The sequence below is a fragment of the Gordonia araii NBRC 100433 genome (assembly GCF_000241265.1).
In the GTDB taxonomy this organism is placed as follows: domain Bacteria; phylum Actinomycetota; class Actinomycetes; order Mycobacteriales; family Mycobacteriaceae; genus Gordonia; species Gordonia araii.
On record NZ_BAEE01000089.1, the window covers coordinates 32,783 to 52,215 of the forward strand.

The following is a 19,433-nucleotide window of genomic DNA, read 5'->3' on the forward strand; positions in this document are numbered from 1 at the left end:
GCGAATGAGCGAGCTCACGATCGGCATCGACATCGGCGGCACCAGCGTTCGGGCCGCAGTGGTCGACGACCGCGGTCAGATGCTCGACACCCTGCGCGCCGTCACCCCGGCGACGGTCGAGGCGCTCGAACACTGCCTCGACCGTCTCGTCGGCGAGTTGAGCGCACGCTGGTCCATATCGGCGGTCGGCTTGGCGATCGCCGGGTTCTTGACCCGCGACCGCTCGACCGTCCGTTTCGCGCCGCACCTTCCGTGGCGCGAGGCGCGCGTCGCCGAGGAGATGTCACGACGGATCGGAATACCGGTCTTCGCCGAACACGACGCGAACGCGGCAGCGGTGGCCGAGTGGCGCTTCGGCGCGGCCGGCCACGGCCACAACTCGTTCGTGCTGGCCATCGGAACCGGAATCGGTGCCGGGCTGGTCCTCGACGGGCGCCTGTATCGAGGCAGCCACGGCGTCGCGCCGGAACTGGGCCACCTGGTCATCGTGCCGGACGGCCGACCCTGTCCGTGCGGCAAACGCGGTTGCTGGGAGCGGTACTGCAGCGGCACCGCACTGGTCGACACCGTCGTCGAACTGCTGGCCAACGGCGAGTGGCGGCGTTCGCCCCTGGCCGAAGAACTCGCCGCGGACCCCGGCTCGGTCACCGGTCGCCGCATCGCGGCCGCGGCCAACGAGGGCGATCCGCTCGCCCTCTCGGCATTCGCCTCCTTCGCGACCTCGCTGGGCCAGGGCTTGGCGATGATCGCCGACGTCTTCGATCCCGACCTCATCGTCATCGCCGGCGGCGTCGGCCGCGCATCGGGCCTGTATCTCGACGACGCGCGCGAGCAGTACGCATCGCTGCTCACCGGAGCCGGACACCGCACCCTGGCCCGGATCAGAGGCACCCAGCTGGGCGAATCGGCCGGCATGATCGGCGCCGCCGAGGTCGCGCGCACCGAACTGGCACAGCGCGACGACGGCCGGTTGGCCCGGGCGACCTTGGGCGACTGACGTCGTTGCCCGCGACGGTTCGCACAGGGGTACTCTCAGCGCATGTGGTTTTGGCTCTTCAAGTACATCCTGATGGGTCCGTTCCTGCGCATGATCGGCCGGCCGAAGGTCACCGGGCTGGAGAATCTTCCCGCCGACGGCCCGGCCATTCTCGCGAGCAATCACCTCGCCGTCGTCGACAGTTTCTACCTGCCGCTGGTGATCCCGCGGCGGATGTACTTCCTCGCCAAGGCGGAGTACTTCACCGGCACCGGGTTCAAGGGCGCTTTCCAGCGGTGGTTCTTCGGCTCGACCGGCCAGATTCCGATCGACCGTTCCGGCGCCGACGCGGCGGCCGGGGCGCTGGTGGCGGCGACGCGCCAGTTGGACAAGGGCGATCTGATGGGGATGTACCCGGAGGGCACCCGATCACCCGACGGGCGGCTGTACAAGGGAAAGACGGGCCTGGCCCGCCTCGCGCTGGAGACCGGTGTCCCGGTGATCCCGGTGGCCATGGTCGGCACCGACAAACTCAACCCGCCCGGAACGATCCTGCCTCGGCCGGCACATATCGAGGTGCACATCGGGAAGCCGTTGGATTTCGCGCGGTTCGAGGGCATGGGCGGCAACCGCTTCATCGAGCGCGCGGTGACCGACGAGATCATGTACGAGCTGATGCAGCTGTCCGGTCAGCAGTACGTCGACCTGTACGCCGCGGACCTCAAGGACAGTGGCGCGACGCCGGAGGACCTGCTGCGCGACTCGGCCGGTGACTCGGCCAGCGGCACGTCCGCGGCGTAGCCGGTAGCGCGCGGCCGAGTCGCCGCCAGCCAGACCATGGTGACCAGCGCCAGCGCGGGCCACACCGCGCCGCCGACGGCCGTCACCGCGGGGGCCACGCTCACCTCGAACTGATCGGCCAGGCGAAGCAGCCAGGGAACGCCGATGGCTCCGACAGCGATCCATCCCGCCAGAACGGCGCGTGACCAGCGACGTTCGGTTCCCGGTCCGTGCGCCAGCCAGATGGCCAGCGGCACCAGCCAGACCCAGTGATGGACCCACGAGATGGGTGACACGAGCAGTCCGAGCAGCTGGACGACCAGCAGCACCGCCAGCCAATCGCCGTCGACCGAGCGCCAGGCAACGACGGCGAGCACCAGCGCGACCGCGACGGCCGCCAGCCACACCCAACCGCTTCCGACGTCGTGTCCGGTCATACGCGACAGCGCACCGCGCAGACTCTGATTCATCACGAGCTCCGGTTCGCCGATCCGGTCGGCGTCGCCGAGCAGGTCGTCGAAGTAGGTGCGCGTGACGCCGGGGAAGAAGATCAGGCAGCCGGCCACGGTGGCCGCGAAACCGGCGGCGGCGGCGACCGCCCCGAGGGGACGGCGAACGGCGAGATACCAGAGCCCGCTGATCGCCGGCGTGAGCTTGATCCCGGCCATGAGGCCGATCAGCGCGCCGCCGGCGACCAACCCCATGCGCGTTCGTGCGATCGTCACCGCGAACAGGGCGCCGAGCATCAGAAAGACGTTGATCTGCCCGTAGTCGAGAGTGACGCGGACCGGCTCGCACCATAGACCGGCGGCTGTCCAGGTCGCGGCGAGGGGATAGCAGGAACCGGTGCGGCCGCACAGCCGCAACGTCAGGACGACGCTCGCGTACAGCGCGGCGATCGTGGCGAATTGCCAGCCGATCGCGACCACGTCCCACGGCAACAGGGACAGGGGGTAGAACACGACGGCGGCGAACGGCGGATAGGTGAACGGCAGGGGTGTCGCGGTGGGGCCGTCGTACGCGTAGGAGTAGAGCGAACCGTCCGCGATCCCGGCGGCACCGTCGCGGTAGACGTGCAGGTCGACGAAGTTGGCGCCGTTGGTGCTCAGCAGGACCCACAGGAGCCGTCCGACAATCGACGCCGTCAGGAACACGGTCGCCCACATAGACCTGGAGCGCACGGCTTCAAAGCGTACACCGCCGTCAGCGCGGACCGGGGTGTGGCGAATACTGATCGGCATGCGGTTCTTCTACGACACCGAATTCATCGAGGACGGGCGCACCATCGACCTGGTGTCGATCGGCGTGGCCGCCGCCGACGGCCGCGAGTACTACGCCGTGTCCACCGAGTTCGACCCGGAACGCGCCGGTGACTGGGTCCGCGCCAACGTCCTGCCCAAGCTTCCGTCGCCGGCGTCGAAGGCGTGGCGTTCCCGGCGCCAGATCCGCGACGAGCTGCTGGAGTTCCTCACCGCGGGGGGAGAGCCGGTCGAACTGTGGGCGTGGACCGGCGCCTACGACCACGTGGCGCTCTGCCAACTGTGGGGGCCGATGACGGCGCTGCCGCGGGAGATCCCGCGCTTCACCAGGGAACTGAGGCAGGTGTGGGAGGACGCCGGCCGGCCGTCGCTGCCCAGCCTGCCCGACGACGCCCACGACGCACTCGCCGACGCGCGTCACAACCTCGCCAAGTGGAACCGGATCGTCGGCGCACCGGACGCGGATCCCGGGGCTCGCGGCGGTCCACTACGCTGATGGCGTGGTGAACTGGACTGTCGACGTGCCGATCGACGAACTGCCCGAACTGCCCCCGCTCCCCGGGGACCTGCAGCGACGATTCGAGGAAGCGATCTCGCGGCCCGCGCTTCAGCAACCGAGCTGGCCGGCCGACGAGGCCGCCCGGATGCGCACGGTCCTCGAAAGCGTGCCGCCGATCTGCATGCCCGCCGAGGTCGAGACGCTGTCGGACCGCCTCGCGAAGGTCGCGCTCGGCGAAGCCTTCCTGCTCCAGGGCGGCGACTGCGCGGAGACTTTCGCCGACAACACCGAACCGCACATCAAGGGCAACATCCGCACATTGCTGCAGATGGCCGTCGTATTGACCTACGGCGCCAGCATGCCGGTCGTGAAGGTCGCCAGGATCGCCGGGCAGTACGCGAAGCCGCGCTCGTCGGACACCGACGCGCTCGGACTGCTCTCGTACCGCGGCGACATGGTCAACGGCTTCCCGCCCGACGCCGCCGGACGCGCACACGACCCCTCGCGCCTCGTGCGCGCCTACGCCAACGCCGCGGCGGCGATGAACCTGGTGCGGGCGCTGACCGGTTCCGAGGCCCGCCTGCACAAGGTGCACGACTGGAATCGGGAGTTCGTGCGGACGTCGCCCGCCGGTGCCCGTTACGAGGCGCTGGCGTCCGAGATCGATCGCGGCCTGAACTTCATGGACGCGTGCGGCGTACACGATTCCAGTTTGGAGTCCGCCGAGATCTTCGCCTCCCACGAGGCACTGGTCCTCGATTACGAACGGGCGATGCTCCGCCTGGCGCAGGCCCCCGACTCCGAGACCGAACAGGTGCTCTACGACCTGTCCGCGCATTTCCTGTGGATCGGGGAGCGTACCCGCCAGCTCGACGGCGCCCACATCGCCTTCGCCGAGCTGATCAACAACCCGATCGGTGTGAAGATCGGCCCGACGACGACCCCGGAACAGGCCGTCGAGTACGTCGAACGACTCGATCCGCATCGCAAGCCGGGACGCCTGACACTCGTCGCGCGGATGGGCAACGCCAAGGTCAGAGAAGTGCTCCCGGCGATCGTCTCGGCCGTCGAGGCCACCGATCACAAGGTGATCTGGCAGTGCGACCCGATGCACGGCAACACCCACGAGGCGTCCACCGGGTACAAGACGCGGCACTTCGACCGGATCGTCGACGAGGTGCAGGGCTTCTTCGAGGTTCACCGCGCGTTGGGCAGTCACCCGGGTGGTGTGCACATCGAGCTCACCGGCGAGGACGTCACCGAGTGTCTCGGCGGTGCCCAGGAGATCTCCGACGACGATCTCGCGGGCCGATACGAAACGGCCTGCGACCCGCGCCTCAACACCCAGCAGTCGTTGGAGTTGGCCTTCCTCGTCGCGGAGATGCTGCGGGGCTGAGCCGACGGGCTATCCGCCCTAGATGCCCATCAGCAGGTTGGCGCCGATCCACCAGCCGCCGACCCCCAGCACGGCGATGACCACGGCATACAGCGCGAGCCACACGGCGGCGGCCGTCCGCGATCGCGGTTCGGCCCCGGTCTGGAAAGGCCCGTCGTCGAATTCGTCCTCGTCGACGTCCCACTCGTCCTGACGGTCGGCGCTGTGAAGAGCGCGGGCCCCGCCGGGTTTGCCGAACAGGTCGTCGAGATCGTCTCCCGGTTCGTCGAACAGGGGATCGGCGAGCATCGCGGTTCCGTCGGGTCCGACCGGACCGGGCGCGGCGTGCTCGCGGCGCAGGCGCGCCTCGGTGGCGCGCTCGGCCGAGCGGACGGGAGCCGGGACGGTGAACGCGGGGAGGTCCAGTTCGCGCGCCGCGTCGGCGAGAGCGGTCGCCATCTCGAAGCCGTTCGCGTAGCGGTCGCCCGGATCGCGTTCGGTGGCGCGCAGCACGATGTCGTCGAGCTGTGCGGGCACCCCGTCGACGACGTCGCCGGGAGCCGGAACGTCGTACGTCAGGCGGGCATAGGCGAGGCCGAGGGGGGTGTCGCCGTGAAACGGGGTGCGTCCGGTGAGCAGTTCGAACATCACCACCCCCGCCGAATAGACGTCGGAACGAGCGTCGGCCCGGGTGGATTCGACCTGCTCGGGGGAGAGGTAGGCGGCGGTGCCCAGAATCACGCTGGCCGAGGTGATTCCGGCCTCGGCGACCGCGCGCACCAAACCGAAGTCGGCGATCTTCACGTCGCCGTCGTCGGAGATCAAGATGTTCTCGGGCTTCACATCGCGGTGCACGAGCCCCGCCGAGTGGGCGGTGCCGAGCCCGCCGAGGACCGGGTGCAGGACCGCCGACACCGCGTGCGGGGGCATCGGACCGCGTTCGCGCAGCAGCTCGCGCAGGCTGCCTCCTTCGACGAGCTCCATCACGAGGAACACCACGGGGTCGTCGATGCCCTGGTCGTACACGGAGACCAGGCCGGGATGCTTGAGGCCGGCGACCGCGCGTGCTTCGAACTCGAACCGCGACAGGAACACCGGATCGTCGCGGTAGGCGGCGTCCATCACTTTCACCGCGACCCGGCGGTGCAGCCGCTCGTCGCGCCCGAGGTAGACCGCACTCATGCCTCCGCGCGCGATGAGTGCGTCGATGCGGTAGCGCCGGTCGACGAGCGAGCCGATGAGCGGGTCGCGCGACGTCGACGCCGGGGGCGGTGAGCCGGGTTTCACCTTTGCGAATCTACCGGGCTGACCGTCGTGCACCGCGGAGGCGGAGCCGATCCGGTCTGGGTACGCTTAGACGCGTGAGTTCGTTGCCGTTGTCTGACGATTGTCTGCCCGCCGACGCCGAGGCGTTGCCCCTGAGTGAGGTCGCCGGCCGGCTCGGGGTTTCGGCGAACAGGGTCAGGACCCTCATCCGTGACCATCACCTCCTCGCGGTGAGCCGCGGGGGTGAGCCGCTGGTTCCAGCGCTGTTCCTCGACGATCACGGAATCGCGAAGCATTTCACCGGTCTCGTCGAAGTGCTCTTCGACGGCGGGTTCACCCGCGACGAGGCGATGCGCTGGCTGTTCACCGAGATCGACGACCTCGGGATGTACCCGGCGGCAGCCCTGCACACACATTCGGCGCGCGAGGTGATCCGCCGGGCCCAGGCCGCGGCGTTCTAGTGTCGGCCGGCTGCTCCGCTCACGCCGGAGCCGGCGTCATCCGCGGCTCGTCGAAACCGAAGCCTTTGGTCGACTCGTCGTGGTGGGTGTAGGCCATGGCGATGTCGTGGTAGCGCTTGGCGAACGCCGACACGGCGTCGATGACCTGGTCGATGCCGGGCGGGCCGTTGCGGTACACGACGCGCCGCACCATCCGCGTCCCCGGAACACGGTCGCGGAGTCCGGCCGCGCGGGCGTTCAGCATCGCCATCCGCTCGAAGAGTTCGCCGTGAATCCGGTAGGGCACGTCGAATTCCGGTGCCCCTTCGACGAAGTCGCGGACCTCGTCGAGGCCGAATACCGGGACGAGCGGGGCGATCGCGCCGCTCGCGAACACCTTGCAACCGGCCGTCACGAGCAGTGACCGCGCGATCCCCGGCCACCAGGACAGGTAGGTGTCGGCGAGGGCGTCGACCGGCTGCCGAACGGTGTGCATCAACTCCTCCCGCCACCCGGACGGATCGCCGCCGCGGGAGAAGATGTAGTCGAGCGAACGGATCATCTCCTCCCCGTCGCGCGCGCGGAGGCGCTCCGGCGCCCCGATGAGGTGGCCCAGCCATCCCGCGTACATCGCGATGTCGTCGAGATCGCGCGCGGAGAGCTTGCGGCCGAGTCGGTGGTCGACGAGACGGGTGAGCAGGGGTCCGTTGCCGAAGGCGAGCAACGACGTCGCCGCGATCGGCTCGCCGTAGCGGAGATAGTGGTCGTCGCCCCAGGCGCGGCGCAGCCCCCGGCTGGCCAGGGCGTGCATGAGGCGCACCCGGATGATGGTCCGGAAGACCTCCGAGCCCGGATCGTAGATGTCGGGCTTGGTGGCCAACGCGAACATTCGGAAGGTTTCGGCGTAGCGCCGCACCGAGTCCCGCTTGAATCGCCCGGTCGCCCCGGTGGCGGCGGAGATGTCACTGGTCATCGCCGTTTCGAACAACGCCCATCCGACGACGAGGCGTTGCGCCGAGAGTGAGGCGGTGGAGATGAGGATCCGCCCCCGGTCGGCGGACTTCTGGTCGAACCACGCCGGTCGGTCGGTGATGCGGCCGAAGAACTCGACCAGCTCGGCCCGTGGATCGTCGACGGTGTCGATGCCGTGGGCGAGGGCTTGTTCGAACAGCGGTCGCATCGTCTTGGAGCCTTCGCGGTCGAACAGGTCGACGACCGGGATCGAATGCTCGTCCGCCTGCCAGAACATGTCGTCGCGGACTCGCGTGAAGTCGGATTCCTCGATCGTCGGCTCGATGTCGCGCCACGGGCCGAAGAGGTATTCGCGGCTGGGCAGCCATCGGCGTGCGAACTGGTCGCGTCCCGGCGGGATCGGCCGAAGCGGCCTGTCCTCGTGGTCGCGGCGGTTGAAGTCGAAGTCGGCGAGTGTCGGCACTGCCTCATGAAGTGTGGCCATAGTCACATCTTGCACAAATGCAACGAATAGCGCAAGATTGTTGCAATCATGCAAACGGCGACGATCCTTCCCTTCCCGCAACTCATCGAGCGGCTTCCCGCGCTGCCGCCGCCGCGGCTCGATCCGCTGCTCGATGCGACGGTCGTCTGCCTGGCCCGTCATGGCCTGTCGAAGACGTCGGTGAGCGATATCGCGCGCGAGATGGGGGTCGCGCCGAGCACCGTCTACCGCAATGTCGGTTCCGTCGACAACGCGGTGTTGCTGGTCATCGCCCGGGACGGTCACCGATTGATCCAGCGCATACCCGAGGTCATCGCCGACGTCGAAGGGCCCCGGGTGATCACGGTCTTTCTCGCCGAGGCGATCCGCCGATGCCGCGACCACCCGGTCGTCGGCAAGATCCTGCGCGACGAGGCGGAGTGGGTTGGCAAGCTGGCGACCCGCAGGCTCGACAGCCTGTTGCAGGAGTCGGCCGACGTCGCCGCGCCCCTGCTGGCCGCGGCCATGGCCGCCGGCGTCGTTCGCGAGCAGGATCCCATGACGCTGGCGCACTGGATCGTGCGCATCTGGTCCACCTGCATCTTCTCGCCGCCGCCTGGCGATCTGACCGAGGCACTGGACTTCCTGCTGCTTCCCGTGCTGCAGCCGTAGTCCGAGCGACGGCCGGATCTTGTTCGGCGAGACTCAGAACAAGGCCGCGGCCGCGTGCCGGAGGCGCGTGCGGACCCCGACGACCGCCCGGTCGGAGAACACCTCGTAGTGATTCTCGGCGAGAACGCGCAGGATGTCGGCATAGGAGCGGGCGGCCGCCCGAATCGCCGGCCTGGTGCGCCCGGGCAGTGCGTCGATCGCCGGCGAGGCTCGGTGATACCAATCCCGGTTCACCGCCGCCAGGTGGGCCAGCGCTCGGCGCAGTTGGGGAGTCGTCTCGCCGCGCGCCCGACAGGCGCGCAGGTGCGCCTCGTCGACGCCGAACGCGGCCAAGTCGTCGGCGGGCAGATAGATCCGGTCGCGGTCGAGATCCTCGGCGACGTCGCGCAGGAAATTGGTCAGCTGGAACGCCTCGCCGAGCATGGCCGCGCCCGTCGCCGTGACGGGATCGTCGGGATCGGCGCCGAGCACCCGCACCAGCATCAGGCCGATGACGGCCGCCGAACCGCGGGTGTACTCGCGCAGATGCGCCATGTCGAGGTACCGCGGGGTGAACTCCGGCGCCGACGGGAGGTCCATGCGCATGGACCGTTCGAAGTCGGTGAAGTAGGCCGGGTCGATGTCGAAGATGGCGACCGAATCGGCAACCGCCGCAAGGAGATCCGTGGTCTCGGCGCTCGAATGGACGGGCATCCCGCGCAGGGCTGCGTCCAGCCCGGCGAACAGTTCGTCGAGACGGGCGACGGGACTGCTCTCGCCGACTTGCCGCACGTCCACGATGTCGTCGGCGACGCGGGCGAAACCGTAGAGCGCGTGTACCGCCCGGCGATTGCGGCGGGGGAGCAGGGTGGCGGCGAGATGATAGGTGCGGCCGTGCCGCGCGGACAGTCGCGCCGCGATCCGGTAGCCGCGCTCGGGATCGGCGCTCATCGCACCGGCGGGTCGGGAATGCCCGCCAGGCGGCGCAGGCGCAGCGGGTCGGGGCGCAGGAGCGCGATCGCGGCCAACGCCCCGAGCGCGAACGCCAGCAGCAGCTCGAGCGGTTTGTACAACAGGATCGAGTCGTCGGGCTGGAACACGATCAGCTGCACCGTCGAGGCGAACACGACGACGGCGCGCACCCAGCCGGGCAGGGTGAACGCAACCGCCAGGCACAGCACCCACGTGTAGTACCAGGGCAGCGTCGACGGCTCCAGCAGGAGCACGGCGAGCATCGCCAACACCATCCCGGCCATCGCACTCCGCTCCGACTGGCGGAAGCGGATCCACATCGCGACGAGCAGGACCGCGAGGACGACGGCGCCGACCGCGCGCGTGTAGACCAGTACGGCCTGCAGGTTCCAGGCCTGCCACGGTGCCGCGATCCACGTCACGAGATGGCCGACCAGGGTCGGGATCGACAGCCAGTTGATGATGCGGCCGGCCCAGGTCAGGCCGGTCAGCCAGCCGATGCCGAGCCCGCTGCAGGCGGAGATCAGCGCGAAGACCGCCAGCGGGATCGTCGCCGTGGCGGCGAACACCGCGGCCACCCTGCCCCTCGTCAACGGCTGCCCGGGATCCGTCTCATCGGCTCGGTCGCGCAGGTGCGCCAGCCATATCCAGAAGACGAAGGGAATCGCGATCGCCGCCGTGATCTTGATCGTCGCCGCCAGGCCGAGCACGGCGAGCCCGGTCACGTGCCACCACGAACATCCCCCTCGCTTCGCTCGACCGGTCACCGCGAGCGCGACGCCGGCGACCAGCACCCCCATCATCAGCAGTTCGACGTGGGCGCCCGCCACGAGGTGGATCAGAATCATCGGATTCAGCACCGCCAGCCACAGCCCCTGCTGCGGCGAGGCGCCGAAATGCCGCGCCAGCCGGGGGATCGCCCACAGGCTGAGCAGCAGGCCGGGAATCAGGACCGCCCGCATGAGCTGAACGCCGAGGATGACATTGCCGTCGGCAAGAGCGACGACCCCTCGGCCGAGCCACATGAAAGTGGGTCCGTAGGGGGCGGTCGTCGCCGCCCAGACCTGGGCCATCGAGTCGAGCATCGGACCCGGCTGGTGCACCGGGCCGTCGGAGTACGGGTTGAAGCCCGCGCGGAACACCTCCGCCTGCGCGAGGTAGGCGTAGACATCGCGGCTGTAGACCGGCACGGTCATCGTCAGCGGTGCCGCCCAGGCGAGCACCGCCGCCCGCATCTGCCGCACTCCGATGCCGTCACCGGCGGCAACGATACGGCCGATCCTCACCCAGCAGAACACGAGCAGCGCGACGCCGGTCCAGAACAGCACCGCGGCAAGCGTCTTGCCGTGTCCGTAGGTGATCCACGCCCACCCGGCATCCTGTGCCGCCGTGTTGACCCGCGGGATATCGGCGACGCCGAACGCGCCGAGGGCCACCAGGACGGACCCGAGCATGCCGACGGGGAACTCCCACCGCCGCCACCACGAGAGAACCCTTTCGCGGCGCCCGACCGTCGCAAGATCGCCTTCGCCGCGCTCGACCGTCACGGTGCGATCGTAGTCGGCGCGGGTCACCACGACCCGCGACCGGGCATCGGGGCGATCCGGTCGGCGGCCAGGCGACCGGAGACGAGGACCGGCGGGATGCCCACCCCGGGAACGGTGTCGGCGCCGGCCAAGACCAGGTTCGGTCTGCGCCGGTCCAGGTTCGGTGTGCGCAGCGGTCCCGTTTGAGCGACCGTGTGCGCGGCGGCGAACGGTGTGCCGGCCGCATACCCCCGCTGCGCCCACGTGGCCGGGGTGTCGACGCGTAGCACTTCGGCGGTGTCGACGCCGGGGTAGCCGCGCTCGGCCAGCACCCTGAGCTCCCGGCCGACGTAGTCGGCGGCGAGTTCGGCCCAGGGCAGATCGGCGGATTCGGTGTTGGGGCAGGGCCACAGCACCGACACCGATTCGCGGCCACCGGAGCGGAAACCCTCGGGGGAGGTGATGGCCGGGCGGGTGATGAGGACGGAAGGGTCGCTCATCAGGCGCCCGCCCCCTCGTCGGCGCGGCGCGATCTCGGCGAAGGTCGTCTCCCACGCCTCCCCGAAGTCGATGGTGTGGTGGTGTCCGGGCCACCGCGCCGTCGCCGCTTCGTCGACGACGAGATGGGCGACGACCGCACTCGGGGAGTAGCGGATCCGGCGCGATGACCGGCCGCGCGATCCGTCGCCGCCTAGCAGCCGGCGCACCGTCGCCGCACCGCAGGCCGCGACCACGGCGTCGGCGGGCAACACGTCGGTTCCGCCGTCGGCGTCGGCGATGCGGACCCCGGTGATCCGCCGGCCGGTCCGTTCGAAGCCGGTCGCCCTGGTGGCCATCCGCAGATCACCGCCGGATTCGGCGAAAGCCTCGGCAAGGACCTGCGGCAGCCGGCCCATGCCCGGCGCCGGATAGGAGACGCCGCGGCCGATGTCCATGTGAGCGATGACGGCGTAGATCGCTGCTGCCCGGGCGGGTGGCACCCCGGCATAGAGCGCCTGGAACGAGTAGACCCGTTGCAGCCGTTCGTCTTTCACGAAGCGGTCGATGGCTCCGGTCAGGCCGCGGACGGCACCGTGACGGATGAGCCCGCCGGTGGCCGCGCGCATGTCGCCGCGCAGATAGTCGGCGACGCGATCGTGATTGCGGTCGATGAAGTGCGGAAACTCGATGTCGTAGAGGCCTTCCAGCCAGCCGCTGAGTCGTTCGACACCGTCGGCGGCCTCGGTACCGAAGGCGTCGGCCACCGCGGCGATCCGCGCATCGCGATCGCGGGCGACGCCGAGCACGGTGCCGTCGGCGAACCGCGCGGCGTAGGCCGGGTCCACCGGGCGCAGCGACAGCCGGGCCGCCGCCTCGTCTCGGTCGACGCCGACCGCGCGAAGCGCGTCGAAGGCCAGCTCGGGCATGGTGAGGATCGTGGCGCCGGTGTCGAATCGATGGGTGCTGCCGTCCTGCGCGTGTAGCGTCTCGGTGCGGACGAGGCCGCCGGGCCGTTGCCCGGCTTCGACGACCGTGACCGTGCGCCCGGTGCCGCGCAGATGCAGCGCGGCCGACAATCCGGCCAGTCCGGCACCGATGACGACGACCCGGTCCGTCGGACCGGTGACGCGTCGCGACTCGCCCACGGCGCTACGCTGCCCGGTGCGTGATGCGGTGGGCCAGGTCGGCGAGCGATTCCCGCGCCTGCGGAGACGTCGGCAACGACTCGATCCCCGCGAGCGCGTGCGACAGCGCGCTGTCGATGCGGTTCTCCACAGCCGCCTGCGCGCCGGACTCGGTGAGGATCGCCCTCGCCCGGGCGAGGGACGCGTCGTCGAGGTCGGTGCCGAGCGACGCGCGCAGCGCCGCCGCCTGCTCGTCGGTGACCCTGGCGAACCCCTCGGCGACCAGTACGGTGCGCTTTCCGGTGATCAGATCGTCACCGGACGGCTTGCCGGTGACCGCCGGGTCGCCGTAGACGCCGAGGAGGTCGTCGCGCAGCTGGAACGCCAAGCCGAGATTGAGCCCGATGGCGCGCAGCTCACCGACGAGGTCGTCGCCTGCGCCGCCCAGCACCGCGCCCAGCTGCAGGGGGCGAGCGACCGTGTATCCGGCGGTTTTGTACGCGATCACCCGCTCGGCGGCCGCGAGGGATTCGTCGCGGGACGCCTCGTTGGCGATGTCGAGCAGCTGGCCCGAGAGCACTTCGGTGCGCATGGTCGACCAGACCGGTGCGACGCGTGCGGGCAGCGGCGCCGCGAGATCGTCGGCCCAGGCCAGCGCCAGATCGCCGATGAGGATCGCCATCGACTCGCCGAACCGGCCGGCGTCGCCGAGCCAGCGCCCCTCCCGGTGGCGGTCGGCGAAGACCCGGTGCACCGTCGGGTTGCCGCGCCGGGTGGCCGAAGCGTCGATGATGTCGTCGTGGACCAGGGCACAGGCCTGGACGAGTTCGAGTGCGGCGCCGAGATCGATCATCGCCTCGTCGGTGTCGTCGGCCGGGTGATCCCCGGCTCCCGACGTCGCGTGCGCCACCTCCCGGCCGGCGTGGGCGAACAGCGGTCGCACCCGCTTACCGCCGCCGAGGACGAAGGCGGCGAGCGCATCGGTCGCTTCGACGACGGCCGGTCCGATCGGCTCAGCATCGGAGCGGGCTGTCTCGAACAGCTCGGCCAGGCGAGCCTCGACGGCGGTGGCCAGGGCCGCGGGTGATCCGCTCACTTGGCCGGGGCGCCGGGACGCGGCGTCGTATCGGCACGATGCTCGCGACGGGCGTACCAGACCACGAGGCCGACGGCCAGCAGACAGCAAACAGCGACGAACAACGACCAGCTCGGCAGCGCCGCGCTGGCGGGGTCCGGGTAGCGGGCGTCGGCGCTGAGATCGCTGGTCTTTCCGGCCGGAACCACCCAGGAGACCGAGTCATCGCTGGTCTGGGTGCCATTGGTGCCGCCGACCTCGCCGGCGAAGGTGACGGAGAAGAAGACCGTGTCGCGGCCCTCGACCAAGTCGGTGAGGTCGGCGGTACCGGTCAAACGGACCGCGTCTCCGGTCCGTTTGGTGGAGATGTCCATGGCGGCGTTGGCCCCGGTGAACGATGCCGCGACGATGTCACCCAGCTGGCTGAACTGTCCGGCGGTCAGCGAGGTGTACACCGCTCGGGTGCCGACCTTGGTCGGGCCGCGCTGCGGGGCGGGCTGGGCGTCGGGGGCATCCTCGCGCTGCATGGTCACGGTGCCGTCGTTCGAGATCGTGCCCGTGAAGTCGGAGATCGAGATGTGAGCGCTCATCGATTGCGGAATGTCCAGGCGCGGAGGCCCGGTGGGGTTCTCCGGCGTGGTCGCGACGATGATCTCGCCGGAAAAACGGTCGCCGACCGTCACCGACCGGGTCAGACACCCGGACAGCAGCGGGATCAGCACGAGAGCGGCGCCCACCAGTGCGATGAGCCGTGGAGCGGCTCGCCGCGGCGGTGGCACGGTCAGCGGGGAGTTCGACACGCGATCAATCGTGCCAGATCGCCGCGCCGGTAGCGGCCGACCCCGCCCGGCGCGTCCGGCCTCAAGACCCGGCTTGGGGTTTGGCGGCGTCGGCGGCCAGGGCCGCCGACTCGGTGACGGAGACGAAGTGCAGCTCGCCGGCATCGGTGAACTCGGCGCTGATCTCGCCGGCGAGACCGCCTTCGAGCGCCTTGTCGCCGACCAGGTCGGCCTTGAGCTGGCCCGAGCCCTCCGCGAAGTCGAGGTCGGCGAGGTCGACCCAGACGATGTTGGGGCGGGTGGTCGACTCGAAGACATAGCGGCGGTTCGTCAGGTCGGTGACCGTCTGCCACAGCGTCTGCGAGGCGTCCGGCTTGCCCGGTTCCGGGTTGCGGAAGGGCTGGGCGGCGTTGCGCATGATGCTGAGCATTGCGGCGATGGCCTGAACCTGCGTGGTCGGCTGCGGCTGGTGGTGGACGTAGTACGACGCGCGGGCGAACCGGTCCCGAGCGTCGCAGGTGCCGGGCAGGGGAGCGTCGCCGCCGAGGCCCTCGAAACGCTTCACCAGCTCGAGCTGCTGATCGTAGGAGGGCGAATTGGTCATCACCCAGTAGTCCTTGCCGTGGTGAATCTCGAGCGCGCCGTCGATGTACTCGAGAATCACCGAATCGCCCTCCGCGTCGTCGAGGGCGAGGTGGATCGCCGGCTGGCTGCCGCCGGTCGGGTCGGCCATCGGGACGACCTGCGGGTTGTGCTGGCGCGTCCACTCGACGGCTTCGGCGACGGTGGCGAAATTGTCCAGGTAGTACTGCATCCACACCGACATCGCCAGTTGCGGCCGGGCCGGATCCGGCTCGCCGTACACGGACTCGGCCAGCCAGAGCACGTGCCCGGCGAGCCCCTTCTCGTTGACGCCGTCCGCGGTGAGCAGGTCGTACACACCGGCCACGACACTGCCGTACTTCGCGGTCCAGGTGAGCTTGCCGTCCACGCAGTCGTTGCGCGCGACGCCTCGGGGCAGCTTCCAGAGATTGGTGTCCAGCTCCTGATGGAAGTCCATGTTCCGTCCGACGACGACGGCGCCGTTCGCGTCGGGCCACATCACTCGTGTACACATTTCGGGGCGTCCTCGATCCGTTGCGGGGGTGTCTTGATCTGTTTAGCTCATCGAGCGCTTCGGGGACCGCAGAATGCGGCGCGCGGCCAGCCTGCCGCTCGTTCCGGTCACCCCGCCACCGGGATGGGTCGACGCGCCCGCGAGGACGAGCCCCGGGGCGCCGGGGACCGTGCGCCCCGCGAAGTCGGGATGCGGGCGCCAGCCGAACATCTGGTCGATGGTCATCTCGACATGCATGATGTTCCCGGCGCGCAGGCCGAGTTCCTCCTCCAGATCGGCCGGTGTCTGGATGTGGCAGTGCTCGATGGACGAACTGAAACCCGGTGCGAACCGGTCGATCTCGGCGACGACCGCGTCGGCGGCGCGTTGCGCGCTGGTCGCCCACGACCGGCCGCCCGACAGCCGGTACGGGTGCCACTGCGCCCAGACGTTGACCAGGTGGCGGTCGTCCGGCGCGATCGTCGGATCCAGCGCGGAGAACCCCATCGGCAGCACGACGGGCCGCTGCGGCAGTTCGCCGACGAGGCTGGCAGCGTGGGCGCGACGCAGATGCGCGCGATCGGCGGTCAGCAGACCCAGGCCGCTGTGCACCCCGTGGGCCGGCAGGTCCGCGGGCAGGTTGCGGTATCGCGGGAGTCCGGTCGTGCCCAGCCGGACTGCCATCCCGATGCCGTTGCCGACCACGATGGCCCGTCGCCACCGATCGAGGTCGGCCGTCGGATAGCCGCCCGCGGCGAGAAGATCCAAGGTCGTGGAGATGTGGCAGGCCGCGATGACGTGACGGCAGCGGCGGCTGTGCCCGTCGGCGCCGACGACCTCCCAGCCGGAACCGGTGCGCCGCAGCGCGGCGACCGGGGCTCCGGTGGCGATCTGCGCGCCGTCGGCGGTCAGCCGCGCGACAAGAGCAGTGGTCAGTGCGCCGCTGCCGCCGATCGCGCGACCGGGTGGGATGTCGTGCATCAGGGCGGCGAAGCCCACCATCGGCGCGGTGCCGGGCAGGTCGGTCGGAGGTCCCGATTGGGCGCCGAACCAGGAGAGCGCGGATTTGAGTCGCTCGGAGCCGAACCACCGGTCGAGCAGCGCGTCGCCGGAGTTCAGCATCTCCTGCGACATCGACGAGAACGCGCCGATGCGCCGCCCGACCAACGATCGTCTCGCACTGCGCGTGCGCCAGCCGCTGCCCGCGAACGCCGCGGCGAAGCGCGTCGGAGTCGGTTCCGAGCCGAAGGCCGCCATCGTGGCGCGTGCCCGCGGTTGCCAGTCGGCGACGAAGGACGCGTACGCGTCGGCATCGGCTTTCCCGCAGACGCGCTCGATCGATGCGCAGGTCGCGGCCAGATCGTGGTGGAAGACGATCGGTTCGTCGTCGTCGTTCTCGGCCGGCGCGAAGGCCCACGGATCGCACTCGGCGTAGCGCAGCCCGTAGCGGTGGAGGTCGAGTTCGGCGAGGATCGGCGTGTGGCGGATCATCAGATGCGCCGATGATCCTCGGTCCACCGCGTAGCCGGGAAAGCGTTCCACGGTCGAGACCGCACCCCCCAGGACGGTGTCGCGTTCGATCACGCAGACCGAGCGGCCGGCGGCGGCCAGGTAGGCGGCGGCGATGAGCCCGTTGTGGCCGGCGCCGACGACGGCAACGTCGACGATGCCGCTCACCTGCTGCCGATCGGCGGGGTCGAGTCGTGCCGGGGCTGCTGGTGCACGCTCAGCGGCAATTCGCGTCCGAGGAAGGCGAACGGGCGCGGATCGCCGGCGAAGGTGAAGTTGCGCAGGACGTCGGAGAAACCGAATCGCCGGTACAGCGACCAGGCGCGATTCTCCTCACCGGGTACCTCCGGAGTGGACAGCAGGACCCGGGCCTCCGGACGATCGGCCAGCAGGTTGGTCAACAACAACTGCCCGACACCGTGGCCCTGGGCGTCGGGGTGGACGTGCAGCTCGGTGAGTTCGAAGTAGTCGGTGAGGAGTGCGGCGGAGGCCTCCGGCGGGTATCCGACCTGTCGAAGACCGGTCCGCAACTGCTGATTCCACCACTGGTCCGGTGCACCGCGGTATCCGTAGGCGATGCCGATCAGGGCCTCGTGGGGACCGGCGTCCCGGTCGGGCAGCAGGCCGCGTCCGAGGCGGCGCTGGGGGGTGGCGTGCGCGCTGCGACGCAGCCGGGCGCCGCCGAATCGGCCGGGGGCCACGTGAGCGACCGCGCCGTAGGCGCTCCATCCCGGTCGGGAGATGTGTTCGCGCCACAATGTGCGCCGCTGTCCTTCGATTCCCCGCGGATAACCCATCGCGGTGACGTAGACGTGCAGGGCCGGGTCGAGCCACAGGTGTGAATCGCCCCCGGCCAAGCGGACCACGCGCACGTCAACCGGTGTTCCGGTCGGCTCGTGCGCCATGGTCGCTCCCTGTGTCGTTCGCAGCGGTTGAGCCCGCCGCAGCATCACGCTAGCATTGCTTTTATCGAATAAACGTTCGACTCGCTTTCGATGTCGGCGATCATTCGGTAGCAGGGCGGCCCGCGTCGTGGAGGGAAGCCATGGCGTCGGGCCGCCCAGTCCGGAATGTCGGACCCCGGAAGTAGGTTTTTCTCAACGACGAAGGATGTGGAAGGAGGCGACACATGACGACTGGAAACGCCATCGAGACGAAGGTCGTCGTCGATGCGCACCGTCTTCTCGATCAGGCGATTCGGATAGCCGACGACGGCGACCTCGTCGCCGACCGCGCCGAGCGCTACCGCCTCTACTACCTGGCCGCCTTGCGGACCGCCGGTGCCGCCCTGGCGGTACTCGAGTCGCGGCGCCGCGCACCGCGCGGTCAGCGCAACGCCTGGGTCAGGCTCGGCGCCCAGGGGAGTACCGCACCCGAGAGCGGGGTGGAACGGTTCGCCGACTTCTTCGCCGCGCATTCGGTGGTGCGTCAGCGGATCGAGACCGGCCTCGTCCACGACGTGGAGCAGGCGGCGGTGGCGCGCTTGCGGGTCGGTCTGACCGATTTCATCGCCACGACCGAGTCGATCCTCGCCGACTACGAGCAGGGCAAGGCCTCGTCGGAGTCGCGGACCGCGTAGATTTCCGCTGGGAGTGTGCCGACGCGGCCGAATCGGGCGAGGTCGAATTGTGGTAGTCCGGCGGTTCACCTCGTATCATTGGTTGTCTAGGAGCACGATTGACGGAGAAGGAGGGGCGGTGCCACTTTCCGAACATGAGCAGCGCATGCTCGACCAGATCGAGAATGCGCTGTACGCGGACGACCCCAAGTTCGCCTCCACCGTGCAGAAGAGCACCCTCGGGCCCGGTCGCCGCAGGCTGCAAGCCATCGCGCTCTTCATCCTCGGCCTCGCACTCCTCGTTGGCGGCATCGTCGCCGGCGTGCACGTCGGAGGGTTTCCCGTCCTCAGTCTGGTCGGATTCCTGGTGATGTTCGGCGCCGGGCTCCTCGCGCTGCGCGGGGGGTCGGGCAAGGCAACGCTGAAGTCCGTCGACGGCGGTGCGGACGCGAATCGTGCCGCCGCGCCCGCGCGCAGCTTCTCCGAACGGATGGAAGACCGGTTCAACCGACGGTTCACCGAGGAGTAACACCCGAACCGTTCCGCCTCATCGGCCGCGCATCGATCACGATGCGCGGCCTTTCGTTTGTCCGCTTCGGCGATTCCCCACGATGCCCCACCGGGCCGGCTAGC

Annotated in this window: 19 protein-coding genes; 8 read left to right on the forward strand and 11 right to left on the reverse strand. The window is 69.9% G+C overall.

Annotation, left to right across the window (positions count from 1 at the left end):
- Positions 1 to 4 precede the first annotated feature (4 nt).
- Both GOARA_RS18310 and GOARA_RS18315 read left to right on the forward strand, forming a co-directional pair.
- Positions 5 to 997: an ROK family protein gene (locus tag GOARA_RS18310; protein ID WP_007323924.1), complete on the forward strand. Its 993-nt coding sequence runs from the start codon at positions 5 to 7 to the stop codon at positions 995 to 997.
- 42 nt (positions 998 to 1,039) lie between these two features.
- On the forward strand, positions 1,040 to 1,777 hold the full coding sequence (locus GOARA_RS18315; RefSeq protein WP_007323925.1) for a lysophospholipid acyltransferase family protein: 738 nt from the start codon (positions 1,040 to 1,042) through the stop codon (positions 1,775 to 1,777).
- Here GOARA_RS18315 and GOARA_RS18320 read toward each other — a convergent pair.
- The gene (locus GOARA_RS18320) at positions 1,666 to 2,937 is read right to left on the reverse strand and encodes a mannosyltransferase (RefSeq protein WP_245548464.1); all 1,272 of its coding nucleotides are present in this window, start codon (positions 2,935 to 2,937) and stop codon (positions 1,666 to 1,668) included. The genes GOARA_RS18315 and GOARA_RS18320 overlap by 112 nt on opposite strands.
- Positions 2,938 to 2,995: 58 nt before the next feature.
- On the opposite strand from GOARA_RS18320, the gene GOARA_RS18325 reads away from it, so the two are divergent.
- Entirely contained in the window at positions 2,996 to 3,511 is a 516-nt protein-coding gene (locus GOARA_RS18325) for a polyadenylate-specific 3'-exoribonuclease AS (RefSeq protein ID WP_007323927.1), read from the forward strand.
- Positions 3,512 to 3,515: 4 nt separating this feature from the next.
- A complete protein-coding gene (locus GOARA_RS18330) occupies positions 3,516 to 4,910 on the forward strand; it encodes a class II 3-deoxy-7-phosphoheptulonate synthase (protein WP_007323928.1) in 1,395 nt (464 codons plus the stop codon).
- A gap of 18 nt (positions 4,911 to 4,928) precedes the next feature.
- Here the strand turns inward: GOARA_RS18330 and GOARA_RS18335 are convergent, their stop codons facing one another.
- Positions 4,929 to 6,176: a protein kinase domain-containing protein gene (locus tag GOARA_RS18335; RefSeq protein ID WP_007323929.1), complete on the reverse strand. Its 1,248-nt coding sequence runs from the start codon at positions 6,174 to 6,176 to the stop codon at positions 4,929 to 4,931.
- A gap of 74 nt (positions 6,177 to 6,250) precedes the next feature.
- Here GOARA_RS18335 and GOARA_RS18340 point away from each other — a divergent pair, with 74 nt between their 5' ends.
- Positions 6,251 to 6,616, forward strand: coding sequence for an Rv2175c family DNA-binding protein (locus GOARA_RS18340; protein WP_040523936.1), 366 nt, complete (start codon positions 6,251 to 6,253; stop codon positions 6,614 to 6,616).
- 19 nt (positions 6,617 to 6,635) lie between these two features.
- On the opposite strand, the gene GOARA_RS18345 is transcribed toward GOARA_RS18340, so the two are convergent.
- Positions 6,636 to 8,051: an oxygenase MpaB family protein gene (locus GOARA_RS18345; RefSeq protein WP_040523937.1), complete on the reverse strand. Its 1,416-nt coding sequence runs from the start codon at positions 8,049 to 8,051 to the stop codon at positions 6,636 to 6,638.
- 48 nt (positions 8,052 to 8,099) lie between these two features.
- Here GOARA_RS18345 and GOARA_RS18350 point away from each other — a divergent pair, with 48 nt between their 5' ends.
- Positions 8,100 to 8,702, forward strand: coding sequence for a TetR/AcrR family transcriptional regulator (locus GOARA_RS18350; protein ID WP_007323932.1), 603 nt, complete (start codon positions 8,100 to 8,102; stop codon positions 8,700 to 8,702).
- A 33-nt stretch (positions 8,703 to 8,735) separates the two neighbouring features.
- On the opposite strand, the gene GOARA_RS18355 is transcribed toward GOARA_RS18350, so the two are convergent.
- The 8 genes from GOARA_RS18355 to GOARA_RS18390 all read right to left on the reverse strand — a co-directional run bounded on the left by GOARA_RS18355 (position 8,736) and on the right by GOARA_RS18390 (position 18,147).
- Positions 8,736 to 9,632 (reverse strand): phytoene/squalene synthase family protein, encoded by an 897-nt coding sequence (locus GOARA_RS18355; RefSeq protein ID WP_007323933.1) that lies wholly within the window; start codon positions 9,630 to 9,632, stop codon positions 8,736 to 8,738.
- Positions 9,629 to 11,200, reverse strand: coding sequence for a polyprenol phosphomannose-dependent alpha 1,6 mannosyltransferase MptB (gene mptB / locus GOARA_RS18360; protein ID WP_280985255.1), 1,572 nt, complete (start codon positions 11,198 to 11,200; stop codon positions 9,629 to 9,631). Before mptB ends, GOARA_RS18355 begins: the two co-directional genes overlap by 4 nt.
- A gap of 23 nt (positions 11,201 to 11,223) precedes the next feature.
- Entirely contained in the window at positions 11,224 to 12,804 is a 1,581-nt protein-coding gene (gene crtI, locus GOARA_RS18365) for a phytoene desaturase family protein (protein WP_007323935.1), read from the reverse strand.
- A 4-nt stretch (positions 12,805 to 12,808) separates the two neighbouring features.
- Positions 12,809 to 13,879 (reverse strand): polyprenyl synthetase family protein, encoded by a 1,071-nt coding sequence (locus tag GOARA_RS18370; protein WP_007323936.1) that lies wholly within the window; start codon positions 13,877 to 13,879, stop codon positions 12,809 to 12,811.
- Positions 13,876 to 14,658 carry an LppM family (lipo)protein gene (locus tag GOARA_RS18375; RefSeq protein WP_007323937.1) on the reverse strand — a complete coding sequence of 261 codons (783 nt, stop codon included), beginning with the start codon at positions 14,656 to 14,658 and terminating at the stop codon, positions 13,876 to 13,878. Before GOARA_RS18375 ends, GOARA_RS18370 begins: the two co-directional genes overlap by 4 nt.
- A 61-nt stretch (positions 14,659 to 14,719) precedes the next feature.
- Positions 14,720 to 15,754: a linear amide C-N hydrolase gene (locus GOARA_RS18380; RefSeq protein WP_050947358.1), complete on the reverse strand. Its 1,035-nt coding sequence runs from the start codon at positions 15,752 to 15,754 to the stop codon at positions 14,720 to 14,722.
- A gap of 42 nt (positions 15,755 to 15,796) precedes the next feature.
- Positions 15,797 to 17,410: a phytoene desaturase family protein gene (locus tag GOARA_RS18385; RefSeq protein WP_007323939.1), complete on the reverse strand. Its 1,614-nt coding sequence runs from the start codon at positions 17,408 to 17,410 to the stop codon at positions 15,797 to 15,799.
- Positions 17,407 to 18,147, reverse strand: coding sequence for a GNAT family N-acetyltransferase (locus GOARA_RS18390; RefSeq protein ID WP_040523944.1), 741 nt, complete (start codon positions 18,145 to 18,147; stop codon positions 17,407 to 17,409). The genes GOARA_RS18385 and GOARA_RS18390 overlap by 4 nt, the downstream gene beginning before the upstream one ends.
- 224 nt (positions 18,148 to 18,371) lie before the next feature.
- Here GOARA_RS18390 and GOARA_RS18395 point away from each other — a divergent pair, with 224 nt between their 5' ends.
- Together GOARA_RS18395 and GOARA_RS18400 are read left to right on the forward strand one after the other, a co-directional pair.
- Complete coding sequence (locus GOARA_RS18395; protein ID WP_007323941.1) at positions 18,372 to 18,821, forward strand: SAV_6107 family HEPN domain-containing protein; 450 nt, start codon at positions 18,372 to 18,374, stop codon at positions 18,819 to 18,821.
- 118 nt (positions 18,822 to 18,939) lie between these two features.
- Positions 18,940 to 19,329: an SCO2097 family morphological protein gene (locus tag GOARA_RS18400; protein ID WP_007323942.1), complete on the forward strand. Its 390-nt coding sequence runs from the start codon at positions 18,940 to 18,942 to the stop codon at positions 19,327 to 19,329.
- The last annotated feature ends 104 nt before the right edge of the window (positions 19,330 to 19,433 follow it).

Bases quoted from the DNA above. Each gene is read 5' to 3' on its own strand.
- GOARA_RS18310 (WP_007323924.1), top strand. From the start codon at position 5: ATGAGCGAGCTCACGATCGGCATCGACATCGGCGGCACCAGCGTTCGG.
- GOARA_RS18350 (WP_007323932.1), top strand. From the start codon at position 8,100: ATGCAAACGGCGACGATCCTTCCCTTCCCGCAACTCATCGAGCGGCTT.
- GOARA_RS18380 (WP_050947358.1), bottom strand. From the start codon at position 15,754: ATGTGTACACGAGTGATGTGGCCCGACGCGAACGGCGCCGTCGTCGTC.
- GOARA_RS18355 (WP_007323933.1), bottom strand. From the start codon at position 9,632: ATGAGCGCCGATCCCGAGCGCGGCTACCGGATCGCGGCGCGACTGTCC.
- GOARA_RS18390 (WP_040523944.1), bottom strand. From the start codon at position 18,147: ATGGCGCACGAGCCGACCGGAACACCGGTTGACGTGCGCGTGGTCCGC.
- GOARA_RS18395 (WP_007323941.1), top strand. From the start codon at position 18,372: ATGACGACTGGAAACGCCATCGAGACGAAGGTCGTCGTCGATGCGCAC.
- GOARA_RS18325 (WP_007323927.1), top strand. From the start codon at position 2,996: ATGCGGTTCTTCTACGACACCGAATTCATCGAGGACGGGCGCACCATC.
- GOARA_RS18315 (WP_007323925.1), top strand. From the start codon at position 1,040: ATGTGGTTTTGGCTCTTCAAGTACATCCTGATGGGTCCGTTCCTGCGC.
- GOARA_RS18345 (WP_040523937.1), bottom strand. From the start codon at position 8,051: ATGGCCACACTTCATGAGGCAGTGCCGACACTCGCCGACTTCGACTTC.